Raw genomic sequence first — 19319 nt, forward strand, 5'->3', positions numbered from 1 at the left:
CCCACCACCGCAGCGCGGTACGCAGAGAAGGACGGTGACACCGATGCCCCCGCATCTCATCGACGGACAACCCCACAGCCACGCGCCGGACCGCCCGCGACGCACCCGGCAGCCGGGCGAAGCCCTGCGCGTCGGCATCGGCGGGCCCGTCGGGTCCGGCAAGACGGCGCTCGTGGCCGCGCTGTGTCGCCAGCTGCGCGACGAGCTGTCGGTGGCGGTGCTGACCAACGACATCTACACCACCGAGGACGCGGACTTCCTGCGGCGCAACGCAGTTTTGCCCGATGAAAGGATCACCGCCGTGCAGACCGGTGGGTGCCCGCACACCGCCATCCGCGACGACATCACCGCCAACCTCGACGCCATCGACGATCTCGTCGACCACAACCCGCCACTCGACCTGATACTGGTCGAGTCCGGGGGCGACAACCTCACCGCGACGTTCTCCACCGGCCTCATCGACGTCCAGATCTTCGTCATCGACGTCGCCGGCGGTGACAAGGTGCCGCGCAAGGGCGGACCGGGGGTGACGTTCTCGGATCTGTTGGTGGTCAACAAGACCGACCTCGCGCCGATGGTCGGGGCCGACCTGTCGGTGATGGAACGCGACGCCGCCGCGGTGCGCGGCGAGCGGCCGACCGCGTTGATCTCGTTGACGGAGGACCCGGCCGCGACCGATGTCCTGGGCTGGGTCCGGCGACAGCTCGCCGAGGTGCGCTGAGCGGGTGCACACCGTCGTCCACGTGGTCGCGCGCGCCGGCCGCTCCCCGTGGTCCTGCGCCGTCGGCGGTCTCGCCGTGCGCCGCACCGGCGTCGATGCGCTGCACCTGATCTCGACCGCTGCCACACCGCTCGGTGGCGATCGCATCGACATCCGTGTCGAGGTCGAGCCGGGAGCCCGGCTGTGGCTCGGCACGGTGGCCGCGACCATCGCGCTGCCCGCCCGGATCGACCCGCACTCGAGTGCCGGATGGACCGTCGACGTCGCCGACACGGGACGGCTGTGCCTTGCGCCGCAGCCGACCGTCGTCGCCGCGACCGCAGCCCACGAGACCACCACACGGGTGCGGTTGGCGCGGACCGCCACGGTCGAGATCGACGAGAGTGCACAGATCGGGCGACACGGTGAGACCGGGGGTGCGTGGTCGGGTCGACTGTGGGTCGACGTCGACGACACCCCGACGCTGCGTCACCGCCTCGAACTGGGCGCGGGGTCAGTGCTCGGCGATCACCACAGCGCCGTCGTCAGCCGGTTCGCCTACCCCGACGCCGGCGGCGGGGACGTCTCGACGTCGCGCACGGCGACGCGGATGGCCGTGGCCGGCGGCGCCTCGCTCGTCACCGCCTTGGGACGGACCGTCGCCGACGCGCGATCCGCGGAGGCGACGATCGGGCGCTGAGGGACCGGGCGCCGAGAAATGCGGCGTCGAGAAATCCGGCGCCGAGGCATGCGACGACGGGATCAGCCCGTAGCGCGGGCCTCGTCCTTGGCGTCGGCGTCGGTGGTGGAGTCCGACGCCGGGGTCGTCGGCTCGGGATCGGGTTCGGCGATGGCCGGGATCGGCGGTTCCTCGTCCAGCTTGTTCGCCGCCTCCAGATGGTGGAGGTGGTCCATCGCGGTGCGCGCGTACACCTGCTGCTCGGTCACCGTCAGCTGCGATCGGCCCCAGGTGCTGAACGCGACGGCCCAGTCGATGATCGTCGACAACCGGCTGCGGAAGCCGACGATGTAGACCAGGTGCAGCGCGAGCCACCCCATCCAGGCGAAGAAGCCCTCGGTCTCGAATCGCTTCTGCGTGAACGGGATCGGGACGCTCATCACGGCGCTGAACCGCGACACCGTGGCCATCGAGCCCTTGTCCTTGTACTTGAACGGCGTGCGCTGGTCCGGCGTCTGGCCCTTGAGCCCGGCGACGATGGCGTCGGCGGCGTAACGCCCGCCCTGGATGGCGCCCTGCGCCTGCCCGGGGACGTTCTCGACCGACATCATGTCGCCGACGACGAACACCTCGGGGTGGCCCTTGATCGACAGGTCGGGCTCGACCTTGACGCGGCCGGCGCGGTCGAGTTCGACCTCGCTCTGTTCGGCGAGCTGCGTGCCGAGCGGGCTGGCGGCCACACCGGCCGACCACACCTTGCACTGCGACTCGATGCGTCGGGTGGTGCCGTCCTTCTCCTTGACGGTCAGGCCGTCGTAGTCGAGGTCGACGACCATCGCGTTGAGCTGGATCTCGACACCGAGCTTCTCCAGGCGTCGTGCGGCCTTGGTCCCGAGGTTCTCGCCCATCGGCGGCAGCACGGCGGGCGCGGCGTCGAGCAGGATCACCCGCGCCTGCGTCGGGTCGATGTTGCGGAACGCGTCCTTGAGCGTCTTGTCCGACATCTCCGCGATCTGGCCGGCGAGTTCGACACCCGTCGGTCCCGCACCGACGACGACGAAGGTCAGCAGGCGGGCGCGCTCCTCGGGGTCGTCGGACAACTCGGCCTGCTCGAAGGCGCCGAGGATCCGGCCGCGCAGCTCGAGGGCGTCGTCGATGGTCTTCATGCCCGGGGCGAACTCGGCGAAGTGGTCGTTGCCGAAGTACGACTGGGCGGCACCCGCGGCGATGATGAGGCTGTCGTAGGGGGTCTCAGTCATGCGCGTGAGCAGGCGCGACGTGACGACCTTGCGCTCGAGGTCGATCTTCTCGACGTCACCGAGCAGGACCGTTGCGTTCTTCTGTCGGCGCAGCACCTGACGGGTGGCCGGGGCGATCTCGCCCTCGCTGACGATGCCGGTCGCGACCTGGTAGAGCATCGGCTGGAAGAGGTGGTGGGTGGTCCGGGCGATCAGGGTGACCTCGACGTTCGCCTTGCGCAGGCGTTGCGCACCGAACAGGCCGCCGAATCCGGACCCGATGATGACCACGCGGTGCGGGCGCGCCTCGGTGGAAGCGTTCATGCGGAGCTCCTGTGTTCGTCGCTGGTGGCAGCCGGGCGGTCCCTGGTGCCGTGACGGGGGTGGTGTCACGACGTCGTCGATGCCGTCCGCTCACCCCAACGGTAGTCAATCGAGGCGACGCCCACGCGCCCGAGGGCAGACACGTCGCGGAGGACGTCCTCAGGCGATGAGGTGCGCGTGCCGCGCGCGGCGCGGAGCCCAGGCGAGCTCGCCGGATTCCCAGTGGCTGCGCAGGATCTCGTACTCGACCTCCCCGCGCTCGTAACCGTCGACCGCGGGGTCGTCGGCCTGGTGCAGCGCGGCAAGGCGCATGCCCGATTTCTCCATCACCCGCCGCGACGCCGCGTTGACGGCCATCGTCCCCGCGAACACCCGGTCGGTGGGCCCCGTCTCGAAGGCGTGACGCAGCAGCGCCCGCGATCCGGCTGTCCCGTAGCCGAGCCCCCACGCGGTGCGCCGCAGGCGGTAGGCGAGTTCCAGTTCCGGGGACGCGCTGTGGCGCGGTGCCCGCAGGGCGAACCAGCCGACGAAGGAACTCCGACGGTCGTGCGCCATCCACATCCCGGCGCCGTTCCCGGCGGCGAGCGCCGCGACCGCACGCGGGACGACCCAGTGGGCGATGGTCTCCTCCGGGGTGGGCGCACCGCCGGACACGTAGCGCATGACCGCGGGGTCGCTGTCGAGGTCGACGAGGTCGGCGATGTCATCGGCGCTCACCGGACGCAGGCGCAGGTGCGGGGTCTCGATGATCACCGACCCACCTCCGCCGACGTGCGCGGGCATCGGTCACCGCCCGCGGGGTGGTCTCATCCTAAAACCGTCCGACGACGGAGACGGGATGGATCGGGCGTCGTGTCGTGCGCCCGTCCGACGCGACGCGGGCGTCCCGAGGGTCAGTGTCCGAGCTGGTGGCGCAGCACCTGCTCGAGGTCGGGCATGCGGAACCGGTGGCCGAGCTCGAGCAGCCGGGTGGGCACCACGCGCTGGTCGGCCAGCGCCAAGGACCGCGCGCCCGTCGGCGTCAGCAGCAGTTCCGGGGCGATCGCCGGCACCGGCAGGACCGTGGGGCGGTGCAGGACGTGCCCCAGGGTGCGGGTGAACTCCGCGTTGCGGACGGGTGCGGGCGCCACGGCGTTGATCGGACCGTCGAGGCGCTCGTCGAGTGCGGCGCGGTAGAAGACGTCACAGACGTCGTCGATGCCGATCCACGGCAACCACTGACGACCGCCGCCGATCCGTCCTCCCAGACCCGCGGTGAACAGGGGTCGCAGCAGAGCGAGCATCCCGCCCGCCGCCGCCTGGACGACACCGGTGCGGATCACCGGCACCCGCAGACCGGCCTCGCGGGCGGGGACGGTCGCGGCCTCCCAGTCGCGGACGATGTCGGCGACGACGCCGGTGCCGGGGTCGCTGTCCTCGGACAGTTCCTCGTCTCCGCGGATGTCGCCGTAGTACCCGACCGCCGACCCGGCGACGAACACCGACGGTCCGCGACCGGCGGCACGGGCGTCGGCGGCGACCTCGGCGAGCAGCCGGGTGGGACCGACGCGGCTGTCACGGACGGCGGCGACGTGGGAATCGGTGAACCGACCCGCGATGGAAGCGCCCGCCAGGTGCACGACGATGTCCAGCCCGTCGAGGAGGTCGGAGTCGGGGGCGTCGGGATCCCACCGCCGTTCGTCGGGCCCGGTCGGCTCGCGGCGCACCAGCGCGACGACGCGGTGTCCGCCGGTGGTCATGAGCGCCGACAGGGCCTGGCCGATGGTCCCGGAGTGCCCGGTCATGCCGATCACCACCGGATCGGGGGACAGTTCGCGCGCCCACTCCTGGGTCGCGAGATCGTCCGCCAGCTGGCGGTGGCGGTAGTCGAACATCGGGGCCAGTGCGAAGCCCGGGACACGGGTCTCGACGTGGTCGATGATCCGGGTGTGCGTGTCGTCGACGGCCTCGAACCCGTGGGTGTGTTCCCACGGCGTGAGCACCCGCAGCGGGAAGTTGCTCAACCGGTCGACGAACTGGAAGGGCGGTCGGTATCCCGACGGCTCGTGCGACGCCACCCAGTTCAGGCCGCCCGGGAGGGACAGCACGGCCTGGCCGTCACGGATGGACGTGGCCTCCGACCGCAGACCGATCGGCGACCCGGGCGGGGACAACCGCCGGAACGCGCCCGGACGCTCGTGCCACGCGAAGACGTCGTCGATGGCGCCCGGGACGACCGTGGTGCGGTGGATGCTCACGCATTCCACAGTAGGCGGCGCGTGATGCGCCGCGGCGTGACGTGAACGCGGTCACCCCATCCGGGAGTCGGCACACTCCGAACACCGCAGTGAGGTCACGCGTGCCGATAATGTGCTGACCGCATCGCCACGATGGTGATCCGGCACTCGATCGAGACGACGGCGAGGAGGCGGTGAACGATGGACACGACCCGTTCGGGCGGCAGTGTGGCGGTGGTCGGTTCCGGCGTGTCCGGGCTCACCGCGGCGCACATCCTGGCGCGTACCCACCACGTCACGCTGTTCGAGGCCGACGACCGTCTCGGCGGCCACGCCCACACCCACCGTGTCCCGGGTCCCGGCGGGGACATCGCGGTCGACACCGGTTTCATCGTGCACAACGAGGAGACCTATCCGCTGCTGCGCCGTCTCTTCGGTGAACTGGGCGTCGCCACGCAGCCCACCGAGATGAGCATGAGCATCCGCGACGCCGCGGGCGGCTTCGAGTACGCGGGCGGTCGGGGTGTCGGGGGAATCCTGGCCCAGCCATGGCGTCTGGCCGATCCCCGCTTCGTCGGCATGCTGGTGCAGGTCAAGCAGTTCCACCGCGCTGCCGCCCAGTTCCTGTCCGACACCGACGACGAGGATCTGACCACGTTCGGTCAATTCCTCGCCGACCACCGGTTCGGTGAGTTCTTCCGCCGCCACTACGCGGTGCCGCTGGTGTCGTGCGTGTGGTCGTCGGGCAGTGCGACGGCCATGGACTACCCGGCGCGGTACCTCTTCGCCTTCCTGCGCAACCACGGGATGTTGTCGGTGACGGGGTCGCCGCAGTGGTTCACGGTCACCGGCGGGTCGAACGAGTACGTGCGCCGTGTCGCAGAACGCCTCGACGACGTCCGCGTGAGCTGCCCCGTCACGCGGATCAGCAGGAGCGATCCCGACGCGGACGGCGGGGTGACGATCACCGATGGACACGGCGGGACCCACCGGTTCGACTCCGTCGTGGTCGCGGTCCACCCGGACCAGGCGCTCACGATGCTCGCCGATCCGACGCCGGAGGAGAAGTCGGTGCTGTCGGCGTTCCGGTACTCGCCGAACGAGGCCGTGCTGCACACCGATTCGAGCCTGCTGCCTCGGACGCCGCGTGCCCGCGCGTCGTGGAACTACCTGGTCCCCGGCGACGTCGACACCTCCGACGAGCCGCCGGTGGTCACCTACTGGATGAACCGTCTGCAGAACCTGCCCGGCGACACGGACTACCTGGTCACGCTGAACGCCACCGACCGCATCGATCCCGATGCGATCATCGCCGTCATGGACTATGCGCACCCCGTGTACACGCCGGGTGCCGTGGCCGCGCAGCGCGAGTTGCCGCAGATCGCCACGGACACAACGGTGTACGCCGGGGCCTACCACGGCTGGGGCTTCCACGAGGACGGCTGCCGGTCCGGGGTGGCCGCGGCAGAGCGTCTCGGTGGACGCTGGTGACCACCCGGCCCCTGACACTGCCCTCGCTCCCGGCTCTCGTCGTCGGCGAGGTGGCCCACGAGCGGCGTACACCCCTGCGTCACCGGTTCACCCACCGCGCCTACCAATGGCTCATCGACCTCGACCAGCCGCCCCGGCCGCCGTCGGTGCTGCGTCCGTTCGCGGCGTTCCGTGCCGCCGACCACATCGGTCGCGACGACGGTGGGGGACCGGCCAGCATCCGCGCGAACGTCGAGCGCTTCCTCGACTCACAGGGCGTCGACCTGCCCGCGGGATCGCGGATCCTGATGTTGGCCAACGCCCGCGTGCTCGGATACGTGTTCGACCCACTGTCGGTGTTCTGGTGCATCGACCCCGACGGCGCCGTCGTGTGTCTGGTCGCCGAGGTGCACAACACCTACGGCGAGCGCACGGCCTACCTGCTGCACCCCGACGAGCACGGGACCGCGGAGACCGACAAGACGTTCTACGTGTCGCCGTTCAACGACGTCTCCGGGAGCTACCGGATGCGGTTCGTCCTGCGAGACGACGCGGTCGCGGTCTCGATCCGTCTGGACCGCGAGGAGCACGCGCCGTTCCACGCCTCGTTCACCGGCACCCCACGCCCAGCCACCCCCGGCCGCCTCGTGCGTGCCCTGACCACCATGCCCCTCATGCCACAGCGCGCCCGCACCCTCATCACGGTGCACGGCGTGTGGCTGTGGCTCCGCCGACTGCCGGTCGTCCCACGACCGGTGCACACCCCAGCCCAGGAGATCCAGAGATGACCGGACTCGCCGACCCCTTCGCCGTGCGCCGCCCACTGCTCGCCGGCACGTTCGTCAAGGTGCCCATCGCCCGATGGCTCATGGACTACGCGATCGGCAAGGCGCCGGTCATGGTCCGCTTCCCCGACGGTTCCGTGCGCGGTGCCGGGGGACCGGGCAGCCAGGTGCTGGAGATCGTGCGCCCCAAGGCTTTCTACGACCGGATCAGCCACAACCCGAAGATCGGGTTGGGCGAGGCCTACATGGCCGGTGACTGGCGTGCCGCCCCGGGAAGTGACCTCGGCGCCGCGCTCACCCCGTTCGCCGAACGGATGACATCGCTGGTCCCCGAGCCCATCTGGAAGCTGCGCGCCGTCGTCGACAAGCGCATCCCCGCCGTGACGAAGAACTCCCGCGAGGGGTCGCGCCGCAACATCGGAGCCCACTACGACCTGTCGAACGAGATGTTCGCGTCCTTCCTCGACCCGACGATGTCGTACAGCGCGGCGAAGTTCGACGAGTCCCTGCCGTTCGCCGAGCAAGATCTGGAGGCGGCACAGCTGCGCAAGATCGACGCGATCCTCGACATGGCCCACGTGGGTGCGGGTACCCGGGTCCTGGAGATCGGCAGCGGTTGGGGCGCTCTGGCCATCCGTGCCGCGCAGCGCGGAGCACAGGTCACCACGATCACCCTGTCCACCGAGCAGCTCGGGTTGGCCCGGGAGCGCATCGCCGAGGCGGGACTGACCGACAGCATCGACATCCGGTTGCAGGACTATCGCGACGTGGAGGGCGAGTTCGACGCGATCGTCAGCGTCGAGATGATCGAGGCCGTCGGCGAGGAGTACTGGCCCACCTACTTCGCGGCCATCGACTCGCTCCTCGCGCCGGGCGGGACCGTCGCCATCCAGGCGATCCTGATGGACCACTCGCGGATGGTGGCCACCCGCCGATCGTTCGGCTGGATCCAGAAGTACATCTTCCCCGGTGGGCTGATCCCGTCGCTGCCGGCGATCGACGAGACGCTGGCGGCGCACACCGGACTCGTCCGGAGTGCCCGCAGCGACCTCGGACAGCACTACGCCGAGACCCTGCGGCGGTGGCGTCATCGTTTCATCACCTCGTGGGATTCGGCGGGCGCGGTGCACGGTGGGTTCGACGAGACCTTCCGTCGCATGTGGGAGTACTACCTCGCCTACTGCGAGGCGGGTTTCGCCTCCGGCTACCTGCAGGTGAGCCAGTTGCAGTTCACCCGACCCTGACGCGTCCGCACCGCCTACCCGCCGTGCGGGGGGCGACCCTGCGGACGGTCGACGGCAGGGGCGGGGGCGTCGGACGGCGTCGATAGTGTGTCCGCATGTCCAGTGACGTCGTGCCCGTGTCCCTGCAGCTGCGCTGGGGCGACATGGACCTCAACGCCCACGTGAACAACGTCGCCATCGCGCGGCTGTTCGAGGAGTCCCGCATCCGTGCGTCCCACCGGCTCCTTGCGCGTGACGCGTCCGCCGCCGACGGGCGCGAACTGCTCGAGGGCGGACTGGTGGTGGTGCGTCAGGAGATCGAGTTCCTGGCGGTCATGCCCTACACCGAGGACGACGTCACCTGTTCGGTGTGGCTCAGCAGGGTCGGGCGCTCGTCCTTCGACTTCTCCGCGCGTATCACCGGTGTCGACGACACCGCCTACGCCCAGGCCGAGACCACGCTCGTGCGCGTGGACGTCTCCGGTCGCCCGGCGCCACTGCCCGACGACGTCCTCGCCGCGATGTCGGACCGCCTCCGGGAACCCCTGCCCCTGCGCAGTCGGTCCGCGGCGCGGGCCTGACGTGTTCACGCTGCACCGGTCGCCCCGCACGGACGTCCTCGCCGACGCCCTGGCGGACATCCTGGTGCAGCCCCTGCCCGACCCGTTCGCCGCGGAGATCGTGGCCGTGCCCGCGAAGGGCGTCGAGCGGTGGCTCGCGCAGCGCTTCGCCACGACCCTGGGAGCGACGTCCGGCACCGGCGACGGCGTCGCCGCCAACATCGACTTCCGGTCGGCCTCGGACCTCGTCGACGGCGTCCTCGCCGGTGTCCGCGGCCACCGCATGGCCGACGACCCGTGGGCGACCGCCCGGGTCCGCTGGCACCTTCTCGACGTCGTCGACGAGTGTGCCTCGCTGCCCGAATGCGCCGTCCTGGCACGGCATCTCGGTGTGGACGGCGCCCGGGTGGACCCCCATCGGGCGGGCCGTCGGTGGGCCACCGCCGGTCACCTCACCCGCTTGTTCCGCGCCTACGCGGCGTCGCGGCCCGCGATGCTCGCCGCCTGGACGCGCGGCGACGACGTCGACGGCGTTTCCGACGAGGACGGTTCGGTACGGCCGGTCGACGACGACCTGCGCTGGCAACCGGTGGTGTGGCGTGCCCTGCGGGCCCGCATCGGGACACCGTCACCGGCCGAGATGCTCGACGACCTCTGCGCACGGATCCGGGACGAGCCGACGTCCGTCGACCTGCCCGAGCGCGTCGCCCTGTTCGGCCCCACACGCCTCACCACGCAGCAGCTGGACGTGCTGGCGGCGACAGCCGAGGACCGGGACGTGCACGTGTTCCTGCCCCACCCGTCCGACGCACTGTGGCACTCCGAGGCCGCCGGGGGACCCGTCCGGCGGACCGCGCTGCGCCGCGCGCTGTCCCCACACCCGTTGGTGGCCAGTTTGTCCCGAGAGGTCCGCGAGACCCGTCACCGTCTCGGGGCCGTGGTCGACGACGACGTGCACCATCCCCTCCCGCAGGCGCGACCCACCACGCTGCTCGGTCGCCTCCAGTCCGGCGTCGAGGCCGACGAGCCGCCGAGTCCGGGTTGCGCCGTCGCCGACGGCACCGTGACCGTCCACGCCTGCCACGGACCGGCTCGGCAGGTCGAGGTCGCCCGGGACGTCATCGTGCGGATGTTCGCCGAGGACCCCACCCTGACCCCCCGCGACGTCATCGTCATGTGTCCCGACATCGACCTGTTCGCGCCGCTCGTCGCCGCGTCGTTCGGCCAGGACGCCACCACCCACCCCGCGCACCAACTGCGAGTGCGCCTCGCCGACCGCGGGCTCGCGGCCACCAACGCCGTCCTGGACACCGTCGTCGCCGTGCACGCGCTCGCCGGGTCGCGGGTGACCGCCGGTGACGTCGCCGACCTGGCCGCGCGCGAACCCGTCGCCCGGCGTTTCGGTCTCGACGACGACGCACTCGAGCGCATCGACGACTGGCTCGTGCGCGGCGGGGTGCGGTGGGGACTAGGTGCGCCCCAGCGCAAGGCGTTCGGTCTCGAGGGTTTCCCGCAGAACACCATGGAGACCGGCGTCGACCGGCTCGCGCTGGGCGTCGCCGCCGACGAACTCGACGGCTGGATCGACCGGGCCCTGCCGTTGGCCGACATCGAGAGTGCCGACGTCGATCTCGTCGGACGTTTCGTCGCCCTGGTCGAGTCGTTGGAACGCTGCGTGGACGCCCTCACCGGCGTCCACACCGGGGTGCAGTGGCGCGACGCACTGGTCGGGGTCGTCGCCGACCTCACCGAGAGCGATCGCACGCAGGCATGGCAGACCGCACGCGCGATCGCCGAGATCGACGCAGCCTTCGACCACGGGCAGTCGCTCACCCTGCGTCGCGCGGACGTCACCGCCCTGCTCGACGAGATGGTCGCCGCGCGACCCACCCGCGCCAACTTCCGCACCGGTGAGCTCACGGTGTGCTCCATGGTGCCCATGCGGTCGGTCCCGCACCGCGCCGTCGTGCTCCTCGGCCTCGACGACGACACGTACCCGCGGGCGACCCGGGCCGACGGCGACGACGTCCTGGGCCGCGATCCCGTCGTGGGGGAACGGGATCCGCGGGCCGAGGACCGTCAGCTCCTGTTGGACACGATCATGTCCGCGACCGACCGGCTCGCCGTCTGCTTCTCCGGTACCGACCCGGTGTCCGGACTTCGCCGGCCACCGTCGGTGCCGGTGAGCGAACTGCTCGACACGCTCGTCACCCTGGTCGGCGCGGACGGCCCCGACGAGATCGTGCATCGGCACCCGCTGCACGCCTTCGATCCCGCGTCGTTCGCCGCGGACGATCCCGCACCCGGCGTGGCCGACACGACGCCACACCCGTTCTCCTACGACACGGTCGCCCTGGCCGGCGCCCGGGCGATGCTCGCGCCGTCGTCGGGAACCCTCGTGTTCGACCGGACCCCGATCCCGCTACCGGCGGCCGCACTGCGCGACGACCTCGACCTCGGCGACCTCGTCGCCTTCCTGGAGCATCCGACGCGCGCGTTTCTCCGCCAGCGGCTGCACACCGGCGTCCCCGAGGCCGACGACGTCCTGCCCGACGCGATGACCGCCGACCTCGACTCCCTCGACCGCTGGGGTATCGGCGACCGGATCCTCTCGCGTCGGCTCGACGGCATGGATCTCGCGACCCTGCGCAACATCGAACTGCGGCGGGGGATGCTGCCGCCGTTCACGTTCGGGACGCGCGCACTCGACGACATCGTCGACGTCGTCGACCGCATCGCCGGCGCGGCCGGGCCCGAGGCACTCACCCCGCGCGTCACCGTCGACGTCGACGTGGCCCTGCCCGACGGGCGACGGGTCACCGGGACCGTCGACTCGTTGCGGCACAACGACACCGGGCTCCGTGCGGTCACCGCCTCCTTCTCACGGTTGTCGGCGAGGCGTCGTATCGGCGCGTGGGCGACTCTGCTGGCGACCGCGGCGTCGGTGCCCGAGATGCTCGGTGCGCGCACCGTCGGCCGAGGTCGCGGCCCAGCCATCGCCGTCGCCGATCTGACCGTGCCCGCCGACCCCGTCGCGCTGCTCGCCGACCTCGTCGCCCTGCGGGACCGTGGTCTGCAGGCCCCGCTGCCCGCACCCGTGGCCGCGACCGCGACCTACGCCGAACGCCGTGGACGCGGCGTCGACCACGACCCGGCGATGGACGCGGCGCGCAAGGACTACGAGGGGAGGTACGGCGAGCACACCGACCGGTTCGAACAGTTCGTGTTCCCGGGCGGGTTCGACGAGATCGCCGCCGCCGACGCCGATCTGCGGGACATCGCGGCACGCATCTGGCAGCCGTTGACGGCCCACGAGACGACGACGACACGATGAGCGACCGCACCCGCGGTGAGGCGTCGCCGTTCACCCTCGCCGACCCGCTCCCGACCGGGACCACCGTCCTCGAGGCGTCGGCGGGCACCGGGAAGACCCACGCCATCGTGGCACTGGCCGCGCGCTACATCGCCGAGGGCGTGCCCGTCGAGTCGCTGCTGCTCGTCACGTTCAGTCGGATGGCCACGGCCGAGCTGCGCGAGCGGACGCGCGAGCGGTTGCGTTCCCTCGCAGCCGGTCTCGCGGAGCCGGAGGCCTCCGACGACGATCTCGTCGCGATCGTCGCCGACGTCGATCCGGCCGAGCTGACGCTGCGCCGGGAACGGATCGCCGCGGCACTGTCCGACTTCGACGCCGCGACGGTCAGCACCACCCACACCTTCTGCTCGCGCATGCTCGACGCCCTCGGCGTCGCCGGGGACCGTGAGGAGGGGCTGACGCTGGTCGAGGAGGTCGACGACCTCGTGAACGAGGTCGCCGGCGACGTGCATCTCAAGTGGTTCGCGACCGCGGAGCCACCGTTCTCCGCCGACACAACGCGCACCATCGCCCGCGCGGCGGTCCGTCAGTCCGCGGCCCGCATCGTCCCCGACGACGCCGCCGACGACACCTCCGAGGCGCTGCGGGGGCGCTTCGTCGAGGTCGTCCGCCGCGAGGTCCGACGGCGCATGCGGATGAGCCGCATCCGCGACTACGACGAACTGCAGTCGCTGCTCCGCGACGTCGTCTGCGACCCGGTGCACGGCGAGGCCGCATGCGCGCGCATCCGACGGCACTTCCGCGCCGTGCTCGTCGACGAGTTCCAGGACACCGATCCCGTCCAGTGGGAGATCCTGCGCCGCTGTTTCCACGGACACGTGGCGCTGACCCTCGTCGGCGACCCGAAGCAGTCGATCTACAAGTTCCGCGGGGCCGAGGTGCTCGCCTACCTCGACGCGTCCCGCGTCGCCGACCAGAACCGTCGCCTGACGACGAACTGGCGCACCGACGCCGACCTGGTGTCCGCGCTGGACCACCTCTACGGGGGCGCCGAGCTCGGGAACCCGGAGATCGTCGTGCGCGGCGTCGACGCCCGTCACGCGCAGCCGCGCATCGACGGTCTGCCCCCGCTGCGCCTGAAGGTGGTGCGCCGCACCGGCCACGGCCCGATGTCGCGATCGGGACTGCCCGTCCTCGACGCGCTCCGCCGGTCCGTGGTGACCGACGTCGCCGACGACATCGCGGCGATCCTCGCCGACCCGCCGACACTGTCGACGCCCGACGGTGACCGGCCGGTCCGGCCGTCGGACATCGCCGTCCTCGTCCGCGCGCGCAAGGTCATCGAGCCGCTGCAGTCCGCCCTGCGCACCCACGGCGTCGCCTCGGTGGTCGGTGCCGGGGTGAGCGTGTTCGCCACCGACGCCGCGCGCGACTGGTTCCACCTCATCCGAGCCCTCGAACAGCCGACCCGCGCCGATCGCGTGGCGCTCGCTGCGCTGACACCGCTCCTCGGGTGGTCCCCGGCGGAGGTGGCCGAGGCGGGCGGCGCACCGGACGCGGCGTCGGATCTCGTCGCCGACCTGGCCGAGACGGTGGAGCGGTCGGGATTCGCCGCGATGGTGGAGCGCCTGACGTTGCGCCGCGGCCTCTACGCCCGCGTGCTGTCGACCCACGACGGCGAGCGGGCCATGACCGACCACCTGCACCTGGCGTCGCTGTGCCACCGCCACATGGTCACCGAGCGTGCCGGGCTTCCCGGTCTGGTCCGCTGGTTCTCCGAACGGCGCGAGGACCCCGGGGTGGGTGATCAGGCGGAACAGAGCCGTCGTCTCGACCGTGACGCGCACGCCGTCACGATCATGACCGTCCACGGCAGCAAGGGACTGGAGTTCCCCATCGTGCACGTGCCGTTCGGGTGGGACTCGGCGAAGGTCCCGAAGCCGGAGACGCTGGAGTTCCACGACGACCACAACCGCCGAGTCCTCGACGTCGGAGGACCCGAGGCTCCTGGCTACCAGCGACGTCGTTCCGTCGCGGACGCCGAGGACGCGGGGGAGGACCTGCGTCTGTTCTACGTCGCCGTCACGCGCGCGCGATCCGCGGTGACGCTGTGGTGGGCTCCGGGGTCGTCGGCGCGACAGTCACCGTTGCACCGTCTCCTCTTCGCACGACCACCGCGTGCGGTCGCCGCACCCGATCCCGGACCATCGGCGGATCTCCCGACCGACGCCGAGGTCATGGACCGTCTCACCGACTGGGCCGCACGCGCGACGGTCCCGATCGTCGTGTCGCACGGCGGATCCGGGTCCACGGACACCGTCGTCGACGACGAGACCGACACCGGCCGCCCCACGACGCTGCGCGCTGCCCGGCTCGATCGGACCATCGACGCCGGGTGGCGGCGCACCTCGTACACCGCGCTCGTGGCCGCCGCCCACGACCGGGCACCCGGCGTGGCCACCGAACCGGATCCGCTCACCGTCGCCGACGAGCCGACCGAGGAGACGACGGACGACGATGCGGTGACCGACATCGACGCCGACGGTCTCGCGCTCCCGTCGCCGATGAACGGTCTGCCCTACGGCGCCGCGTTCGGGACCCTCGTGCACGCGGTCCTCGAGACCGTCGACGTGGACGCACCCGACCTGCGCACCGAGGTGGAGCGCTGCGCGATCCCGGCCGTGGCGAGTGCGGGTCTGGACCTCGACCACGGCCACCTCGTCGACGCGCTGGTCGCGGTCCTGAGCACGCCGCTGCACCTCGCGGGCGGCCGCGATCCCGACCTGCGGCTCGCGGACGTCCCGCGTCGCCGGAGACTCGCCGAGGTCGACTTCGAGTTCCCGCTGGCCGCCGGGACGGGTGCAGTGGCTGCGATCGCCGACCTCATGGACCTCCATCTGCCGCAGGACGATCCGATGCGGGGCTACGCATCGGTGCTGCGCGAACTCGGCGATCCCGAACTGCGCGGTTTCCTCACCGGGAGCATCGACGCTGTCCTCGGCGTCCCCGTCGGCGAACATCTGCGGTACCTCGTCGTGGACTACAAGACCAACCGCATGGGCCCCGGCGATCTCTCGGCGCTCGACTACGACGGTCCCGCCATGACCGCCGAGATGATCCGCTCCCACTACCCGTTGCAGGCGATGCTGTACGCGGTCGCGCTCTACCGATATCTGCGGTGGCGGCTGTCCGACCCGCAGGCACAGGATCGCCTCGGCCCCGTGTTGTACCTCTTCGTGCGCGGGATGGCCGGCCCCGCGACGCCGGCGGGGATCGGCGTGCTGCGCTGGGACGTGCCGGGGCCGATGGTCGTCGCGCTGTCGGACCTGCTGGGAGGCCGCTCGTGACCGCCGATTCGACGACGTCGCCGGCCTCCGCAGGGGATCTGGTGACGGTGTTCGCCGACGCCGGGGTGCTCGGCGTCGCCGACGTGCAGGTCGCCCGCCGGCTCGTGCGTCTGGTCGGGGGAGTGGCGCCGACCCTGGGACTCCTCGTCGCACTGACGATCCGAGCGCTGCGCGCGGGATCGGTCTGCGTCGACCTCGCCCGACTCCGCGACATCCCACCCGACCGGGACGCCCCCGAGGGCCTCGAGATCGCGGACCTGCCCTGGCCCGACGCGGACGCGCTCCTCGACGACCTCCGGTCCTCACCGTTGGCGGTCGCGGGCTCCGGTGGACTCGCCCCGCTGCGAGTGGCGCGCACCGGGGACGGTGCCGTCCTGGTCTACCTGGACAAGTATTCGCGTCAGGAGTCCCGCGTCCGCGAGGTGCTCGCCACGCGCGCCGCGGATCCGCCGACCGTCGACGAGGCGGTCGTCGACGCCGTGGTGGCGAGGCTCTTCCCCGACGACGGTGACGACGGACCGGACCTGCAGGCGTCGGCCGCACGGGCCGCGGCGACCCATCGGACCACCGTGCTCGCCGGAGGACCCGGTACCGGCAAGACGCACACCGTCGCGCGGATCGTCGCGCTGCTCGAGGAGATCGAGGGACCCGGTCTGCGGGTGGGTCTGTGTGCCCCGACCGGTCGCGCCGCGGCGGCGTTGCAGGCCGCCGTGAGCGGCCAGTCCGACCTGCGTCTCCCGCCGGTGCGTGCGGTGACGATCAACCGACTGCTCGGGCCGCTGCCGGGGGGCAGGCGGTTCCGTCACTCGGCGGCACACCGGCTGCCCTACGACGTCGTGATCGTCGACGAGGCGTCGATGGTGTCGCTGACGATGATGTTCCGCCTCCTCGACGCGCTGCGCCCGACGACGCGACTCGTGCTCGTCGGCGACCCCGACCAGTTGGCATCCGTCGACGCGGGTGCCGTGCTGGCGGACCTCGTCCACAACGTCGGCGACAGCGACACCGGGACCTCCGGTGCCGTCGTGTCACTCCGACGCCGTCGGCGATTCGGCGGGGAGATCGGGGCTCTCGCCGACGCGGTCCGCGCCGGTGACGCCGACGCGGTGATCGGTCGCCTCGCAGACCCCGACGCCGACGTCGGCGGTGTCCGCCTCGTCGACGACACCGGCGCAGCGTTCGACGACGTGTTGGCCGCGACCACCCGATGGTTGCGCGCGATGTCCTCGGCGGCGCAGGCAGGCGACGCGGCCGGTGCACTGGCCGCTCTCGACAGCCACCGCGTGCTGTGCGCCCACCGCCGGGGACCTGCGGGCGTCGCCCACTGGCAGACCGTCGTCACCCGCGCCGCCGACATCGACGATCACCCCGCACGACCGTGGTACGCCGGCCGCCCGGTCCTGCTGACCGAGACCGACCGGCGGGCCGGGCTGTACAACGGCGACACCGGTGTCGTGGTCCTCGTGGAGGGGGAGCCGATGGTCGCCTTCCCCGGCCTCGACCCGGGAGCGGAGCCGCGCCTCGTCCGGCCCCGCACCCTGCGCGGCGTCGTGTCGGCGTATGCGACGACCATCCACCGCAGTCAGGGCAGCCAGTACGGCGCGGTCACCGTGGTCATCCCGCCGGGACGGTCGGCTCTGTTGACGAGAGAACTGCTCTACACCGCGATCACCCGGTCGACGGACGCGGTGACGTTGGTGGGGACCGCAGCCGACCTCCGGGCCGGGGTCGAGCGAAAGGTGCTGCGCGCCAGCGGCCTGCGCACGAGCCTCGTCGATGTTGCTCGGTGAGATCAGGCTCCGTGGTCTGGCCCACCAGGTTCTGACGGGTGATGGTCACCCCTGTTGTCGTCGGACCGTTGTCCCTGGCCGGTGTCGCGATACGTCTCGTACGCGGTGACGAAATCGGTCAACCCGACCGCCTCGTATTTCTCGATCTCCCGGTCGAGGTGTCCGTGTTGCGCTGCGTAGTAGGGACCCGATGCGTGAAAGCAGAGGTGGTCGCGGATGACACCGTGCTTCTTGCGGAGGTACTTCGCGAACACGGTCGAGAGCATCCCGTCCTCACCGCTCGCCATCGACAGTGCGCGGCGTCTGATCAGCGGCTTGAGCAGGGTGTGGTGACGTCGCCGAAAGCAGGCGCACCATCCGCCGGCTGGTCCGCGCTCCACGGTCAGGTCGCCCCTGACGTCAGGCGAGTACGCGTCCGCCGGTGGCTTCGCGCCGTCGGTGTGTTCGTTCTGCACCACGTTCAGGCACAGGAAGCCGTAGTCGGGGAAGGCTGTCATGTACTGGTCGAACACGAGGTCCAGGTCTGGCGGGAACTCGAGGACGTCGTCGTCGACCACGACGATGTACTTTCCCTTCGCCGCCGCGAAGAGCCGGTGATACGCCTGCAGACCCTCGTTCTCCTCGAGGGTGATGACGCGGACGTTCTGCTGACCGGCGTGCCGGGAGAGGACATCTCTGGTCGGCTGATCGGAGCCGTTGTCGAGGACCAGGATCTCGCACCGGTCCCGATGTGCGATGTTCGACGACAAGCTGGTGAGGCTCGCGTCCAAGAACCGCGGACGATTCCACGTCAACATGACGAAGCTGAAGTCCATGCGCGAAGGGTATCGACGACGGAGTCGTCAGGCGGGCCGGGTCGACGGCACCGGGATCACCGCGGGATGACCTGTTCCCGCGCATCCGGCAGAAGGGGGCACCCCCCCTGCACCAGGTCGCGGCGAAGGTAGTACTCGACGCGGAGGAGCCGACGGCGGGTGTCCTCGTCGAGGGCCAACAGCGCCTTGAGTGCCGTGCTGCGATCCATCTCCGACCGATGCTCGTTGATCGCCGTCCACTTGCGGTCGACCCAGTCGGCCACGTCCACCGTCAGGTCGATCTCGTCGTTCGGGGTCCCTGCCGGCGGTGCGTCGTCAGCGGTGCCGATGCGCCGACCGATGGCGTCCATCGTCGACGTCGGGACGGTGGTGAAGTAGACCGATCGCACCTGCCAGGCCGGTCCGGCGTCGGGATAGATCGACGAGGTCGCCGCGGCGTCGACCGCGGCGAGCGTGATGCGGTTGGTGTGGATGTGGTCGGGATGCCCGTACACGCCGTAGGCGTCATAGGTGACCACCGCGTCCGGACGGTCTGCGCGGATGTGCGCGGTGACCTGGGCGACCGCCCCGTCGAAGTCGGCGTCACACAGGCGCGGCGCTCCGGGTGCGGAGTCCGGGTACGCCCCGTCCGCGTACCCGAGCGCGGCCGCGGGTGGAGCTCCCAGTGTCGCGAGGGCGCGCTGCAGTTCGGCGTGACGTTTCGTCCCCTCGGCCCAGGTGCAGCAGAGGGTGGAGACCGCGACCCCGGCGTCGGCGAGGCGCGCGATGGTGCCGCCCGTCCACAGCGACTCGTCGTCGGGGTGGGCGTGCACGAACATCACGGACCCTGGGGGCACGCTCCTCCTCACGCAGGGGCGCG

14 protein-coding genes are annotated in these 19319 nt (G+C 71.4%); 9 read left to right on the forward strand and 5 right to left on the reverse strand.

Features of this window, described 5'->3' with window-relative positions; translation table 11 throughout:
* Positions 1 to 43: 43 nt before the first annotated feature.
* Together ureG and Q1A98_RS08570 are read left to right on the forward strand one after the other, a co-directional pair.
* Positions 44 to 721, forward strand: a complete 678-nt coding sequence (ureG, locus tag Q1A98_RS08565; RefSeq protein WP_299572061.1) for an urease accessory protein UreG — start codon at positions 44 to 46, stop codon at positions 719 to 721.
* 4 nt (positions 722 to 725) lie between these two features.
* Positions 726 to 1400, forward strand: coding sequence for an urease accessory protein UreD (locus Q1A98_RS08570; RefSeq protein WP_299572064.1), 675 nt, complete (start codon positions 726 to 728; stop codon positions 1398 to 1400).
* A 62-nt stretch (positions 1401 to 1462) separates the two neighbouring features.
* On the opposite strand, the gene Q1A98_RS08575 is transcribed toward Q1A98_RS08570, so the two are convergent.
* The 3 genes from Q1A98_RS08575 to Q1A98_RS08585 all read right to left on the reverse strand — a co-directional run bounded on the left by Q1A98_RS08575 (position 1463) and on the right by Q1A98_RS08585 (position 5178).
* Complete coding sequence (locus Q1A98_RS08575) at positions 1463 to 2941, reverse strand: NAD(P)/FAD-dependent oxidoreductase (RefSeq protein WP_299572066.1); 1479 nt, start codon at positions 2939 to 2941, stop codon at positions 1463 to 1465.
* Positions 2942 to 3100: 159 nt separating this feature from the next.
* Complete coding sequence (locus Q1A98_RS08580; protein WP_299572068.1) at positions 3101 to 3694, reverse strand: GNAT family N-acetyltransferase; 594 nt, start codon at positions 3692 to 3694, stop codon at positions 3101 to 3103.
* A gap of 140 nt (positions 3695 to 3834) precedes the next feature.
* Entirely contained in the window at positions 3835 to 5178 is a 1344-nt protein-coding gene (locus Q1A98_RS08585; protein WP_299572070.1) for a TIGR01777 family oxidoreductase, read from the reverse strand.
* A gap of 180 nt (positions 5179 to 5358) precedes the next feature.
* Between Q1A98_RS08585 and Q1A98_RS08590 the strand changes: the two genes are divergently transcribed.
* The 7 genes from Q1A98_RS08590 (at position 5359) to recD (ending at position 17645) form a co-directional block, all read left to right on the forward strand.
* The gene (locus tag Q1A98_RS08590) at positions 5359 to 6648 is read left to right on the forward strand and encodes an FAD-dependent oxidoreductase (RefSeq protein ID WP_299572072.1); all 1290 of its coding nucleotides are present in this window, start codon (positions 5359 to 5361) and stop codon (positions 6646 to 6648) included.
* Positions 6645 to 7415 (forward strand): DUF1365 domain-containing protein, encoded by a 771-nt coding sequence (locus Q1A98_RS08595; protein ID WP_299572075.1) that lies wholly within the window; start codon positions 6645 to 6647, stop codon positions 7413 to 7415. The genes Q1A98_RS08590 and Q1A98_RS08595 overlap by 4 nt, the downstream gene beginning before the upstream one ends.
* Positions 7412 to 8656, forward strand: coding sequence for a cyclopropane-fatty-acyl-phospholipid synthase family protein (locus Q1A98_RS08600; protein ID WP_299572077.1), 1245 nt, complete (start codon positions 7412 to 7414; stop codon positions 8654 to 8656). The genes Q1A98_RS08595 and Q1A98_RS08600 overlap by 4 nt, the downstream gene beginning before the upstream one ends.
* Before the next feature lie 95 nt (positions 8657 to 8751).
* The gene (locus Q1A98_RS08605; protein WP_299572079.1) at positions 8752 to 9216 is read left to right on the forward strand and encodes a thioesterase family protein; all 465 of its coding nucleotides are present in this window, start codon (positions 8752 to 8754) and stop codon (positions 9214 to 9216) included.
* Between the two features lies 1 nt (position 9217).
* Positions 9218 to 12529, forward strand: a complete 3312-nt coding sequence (gene recC / locus Q1A98_RS08610) for an exodeoxyribonuclease V subunit gamma (protein WP_299572081.1) — start codon at positions 9218 to 9220, stop codon at positions 12527 to 12529.
* On the forward strand, positions 12526 to 15855 hold the full coding sequence (locus Q1A98_RS08615; protein ID WP_299572084.1) for a UvrD-helicase domain-containing protein: 3330 nt from the start codon (positions 12526 to 12528) through the stop codon (positions 15853 to 15855). The genes recC and Q1A98_RS08615 overlap by 4 nt, the downstream gene beginning before the upstream one ends.
* On the forward strand, positions 15852 to 17645 hold the full coding sequence (gene recD, locus Q1A98_RS08620; protein WP_299572086.1) for an exodeoxyribonuclease V subunit alpha: 1794 nt from the start codon (positions 15852 to 15854) through the stop codon (positions 17643 to 17645). The genes Q1A98_RS08615 and recD overlap by 4 nt, the downstream gene beginning before the upstream one ends.
* Before the next feature lie 2 nt (positions 17646 to 17647).
* On the opposite strand, the gene Q1A98_RS08625 is transcribed toward recD, so the two are convergent.
* Positions 17648 to 18460, reverse strand: coding sequence for a glycosyltransferase family 2 protein (locus tag Q1A98_RS08625; RefSeq protein ID WP_299572088.1), 813 nt, complete (start codon positions 18458 to 18460; stop codon positions 17648 to 17650).
* Positions 18461 to 18516: 56 nt separating this feature from the next.
* Positions 18517 to 19296 (reverse strand): PIG-L family deacetylase, encoded by a 780-nt coding sequence (locus tag Q1A98_RS08630; protein WP_366943395.1) that lies wholly within the window; start codon positions 19294 to 19296, stop codon positions 18517 to 18519.
* Positions 19297 to 19319: the final 23 nt, after the last annotated feature.

The organism is uncultured Williamsia sp. (assembly GCF_947494875.1).
GTDB lineage: Bacteria > Actinomycetota > Actinomycetes > Mycobacteriales > Mycobacteriaceae > Williamsia_A.

Bases quoted from the DNA above. Each gene is read 5' to 3' on its own strand.
- ureG (WP_299572061.1), top strand. From the start codon at position 44: ATGCCCCCGCATCTCATCGACGGACAACCCCACAGCCACGCGCCGGAC.
- Q1A98_RS08575 (WP_299572066.1), bottom strand. From the start codon at position 2,941: ATGAACGCTTCCACCGAGGCGCGCCCGCACCGCGTGGTCATCATCGGG.
- Q1A98_RS08590 (WP_299572072.1), top strand. From the start codon at position 5,359: ATGGACACGACCCGTTCGGGCGGCAGTGTGGCGGTGGTCGGTTCCGGC.
- Q1A98_RS08600 (WP_299572077.1), top strand. From the start codon at position 7,412: ATGACCGGACTCGCCGACCCCTTCGCCGTGCGCCGCCCACTGCTCGCC.
- Q1A98_RS08605 (WP_299572079.1), top strand. From the start codon at position 8,752: ATGTCCAGTGACGTCGTGCCCGTGTCCCTGCAGCTGCGCTGGGGCGAC.
- Q1A98_RS08615 (WP_299572084.1), top strand. From the start codon at position 12,526: ATGAGCGACCGCACCCGCGGTGAGGCGTCGCCGTTCACCCTCGCCGAC.
- Q1A98_RS08625 (WP_299572088.1), bottom strand. From the start codon at position 18,460: ATGGACTTCAGCTTCGTCATGTTGACGTGGAATCGTCCGCGGTTCTTG.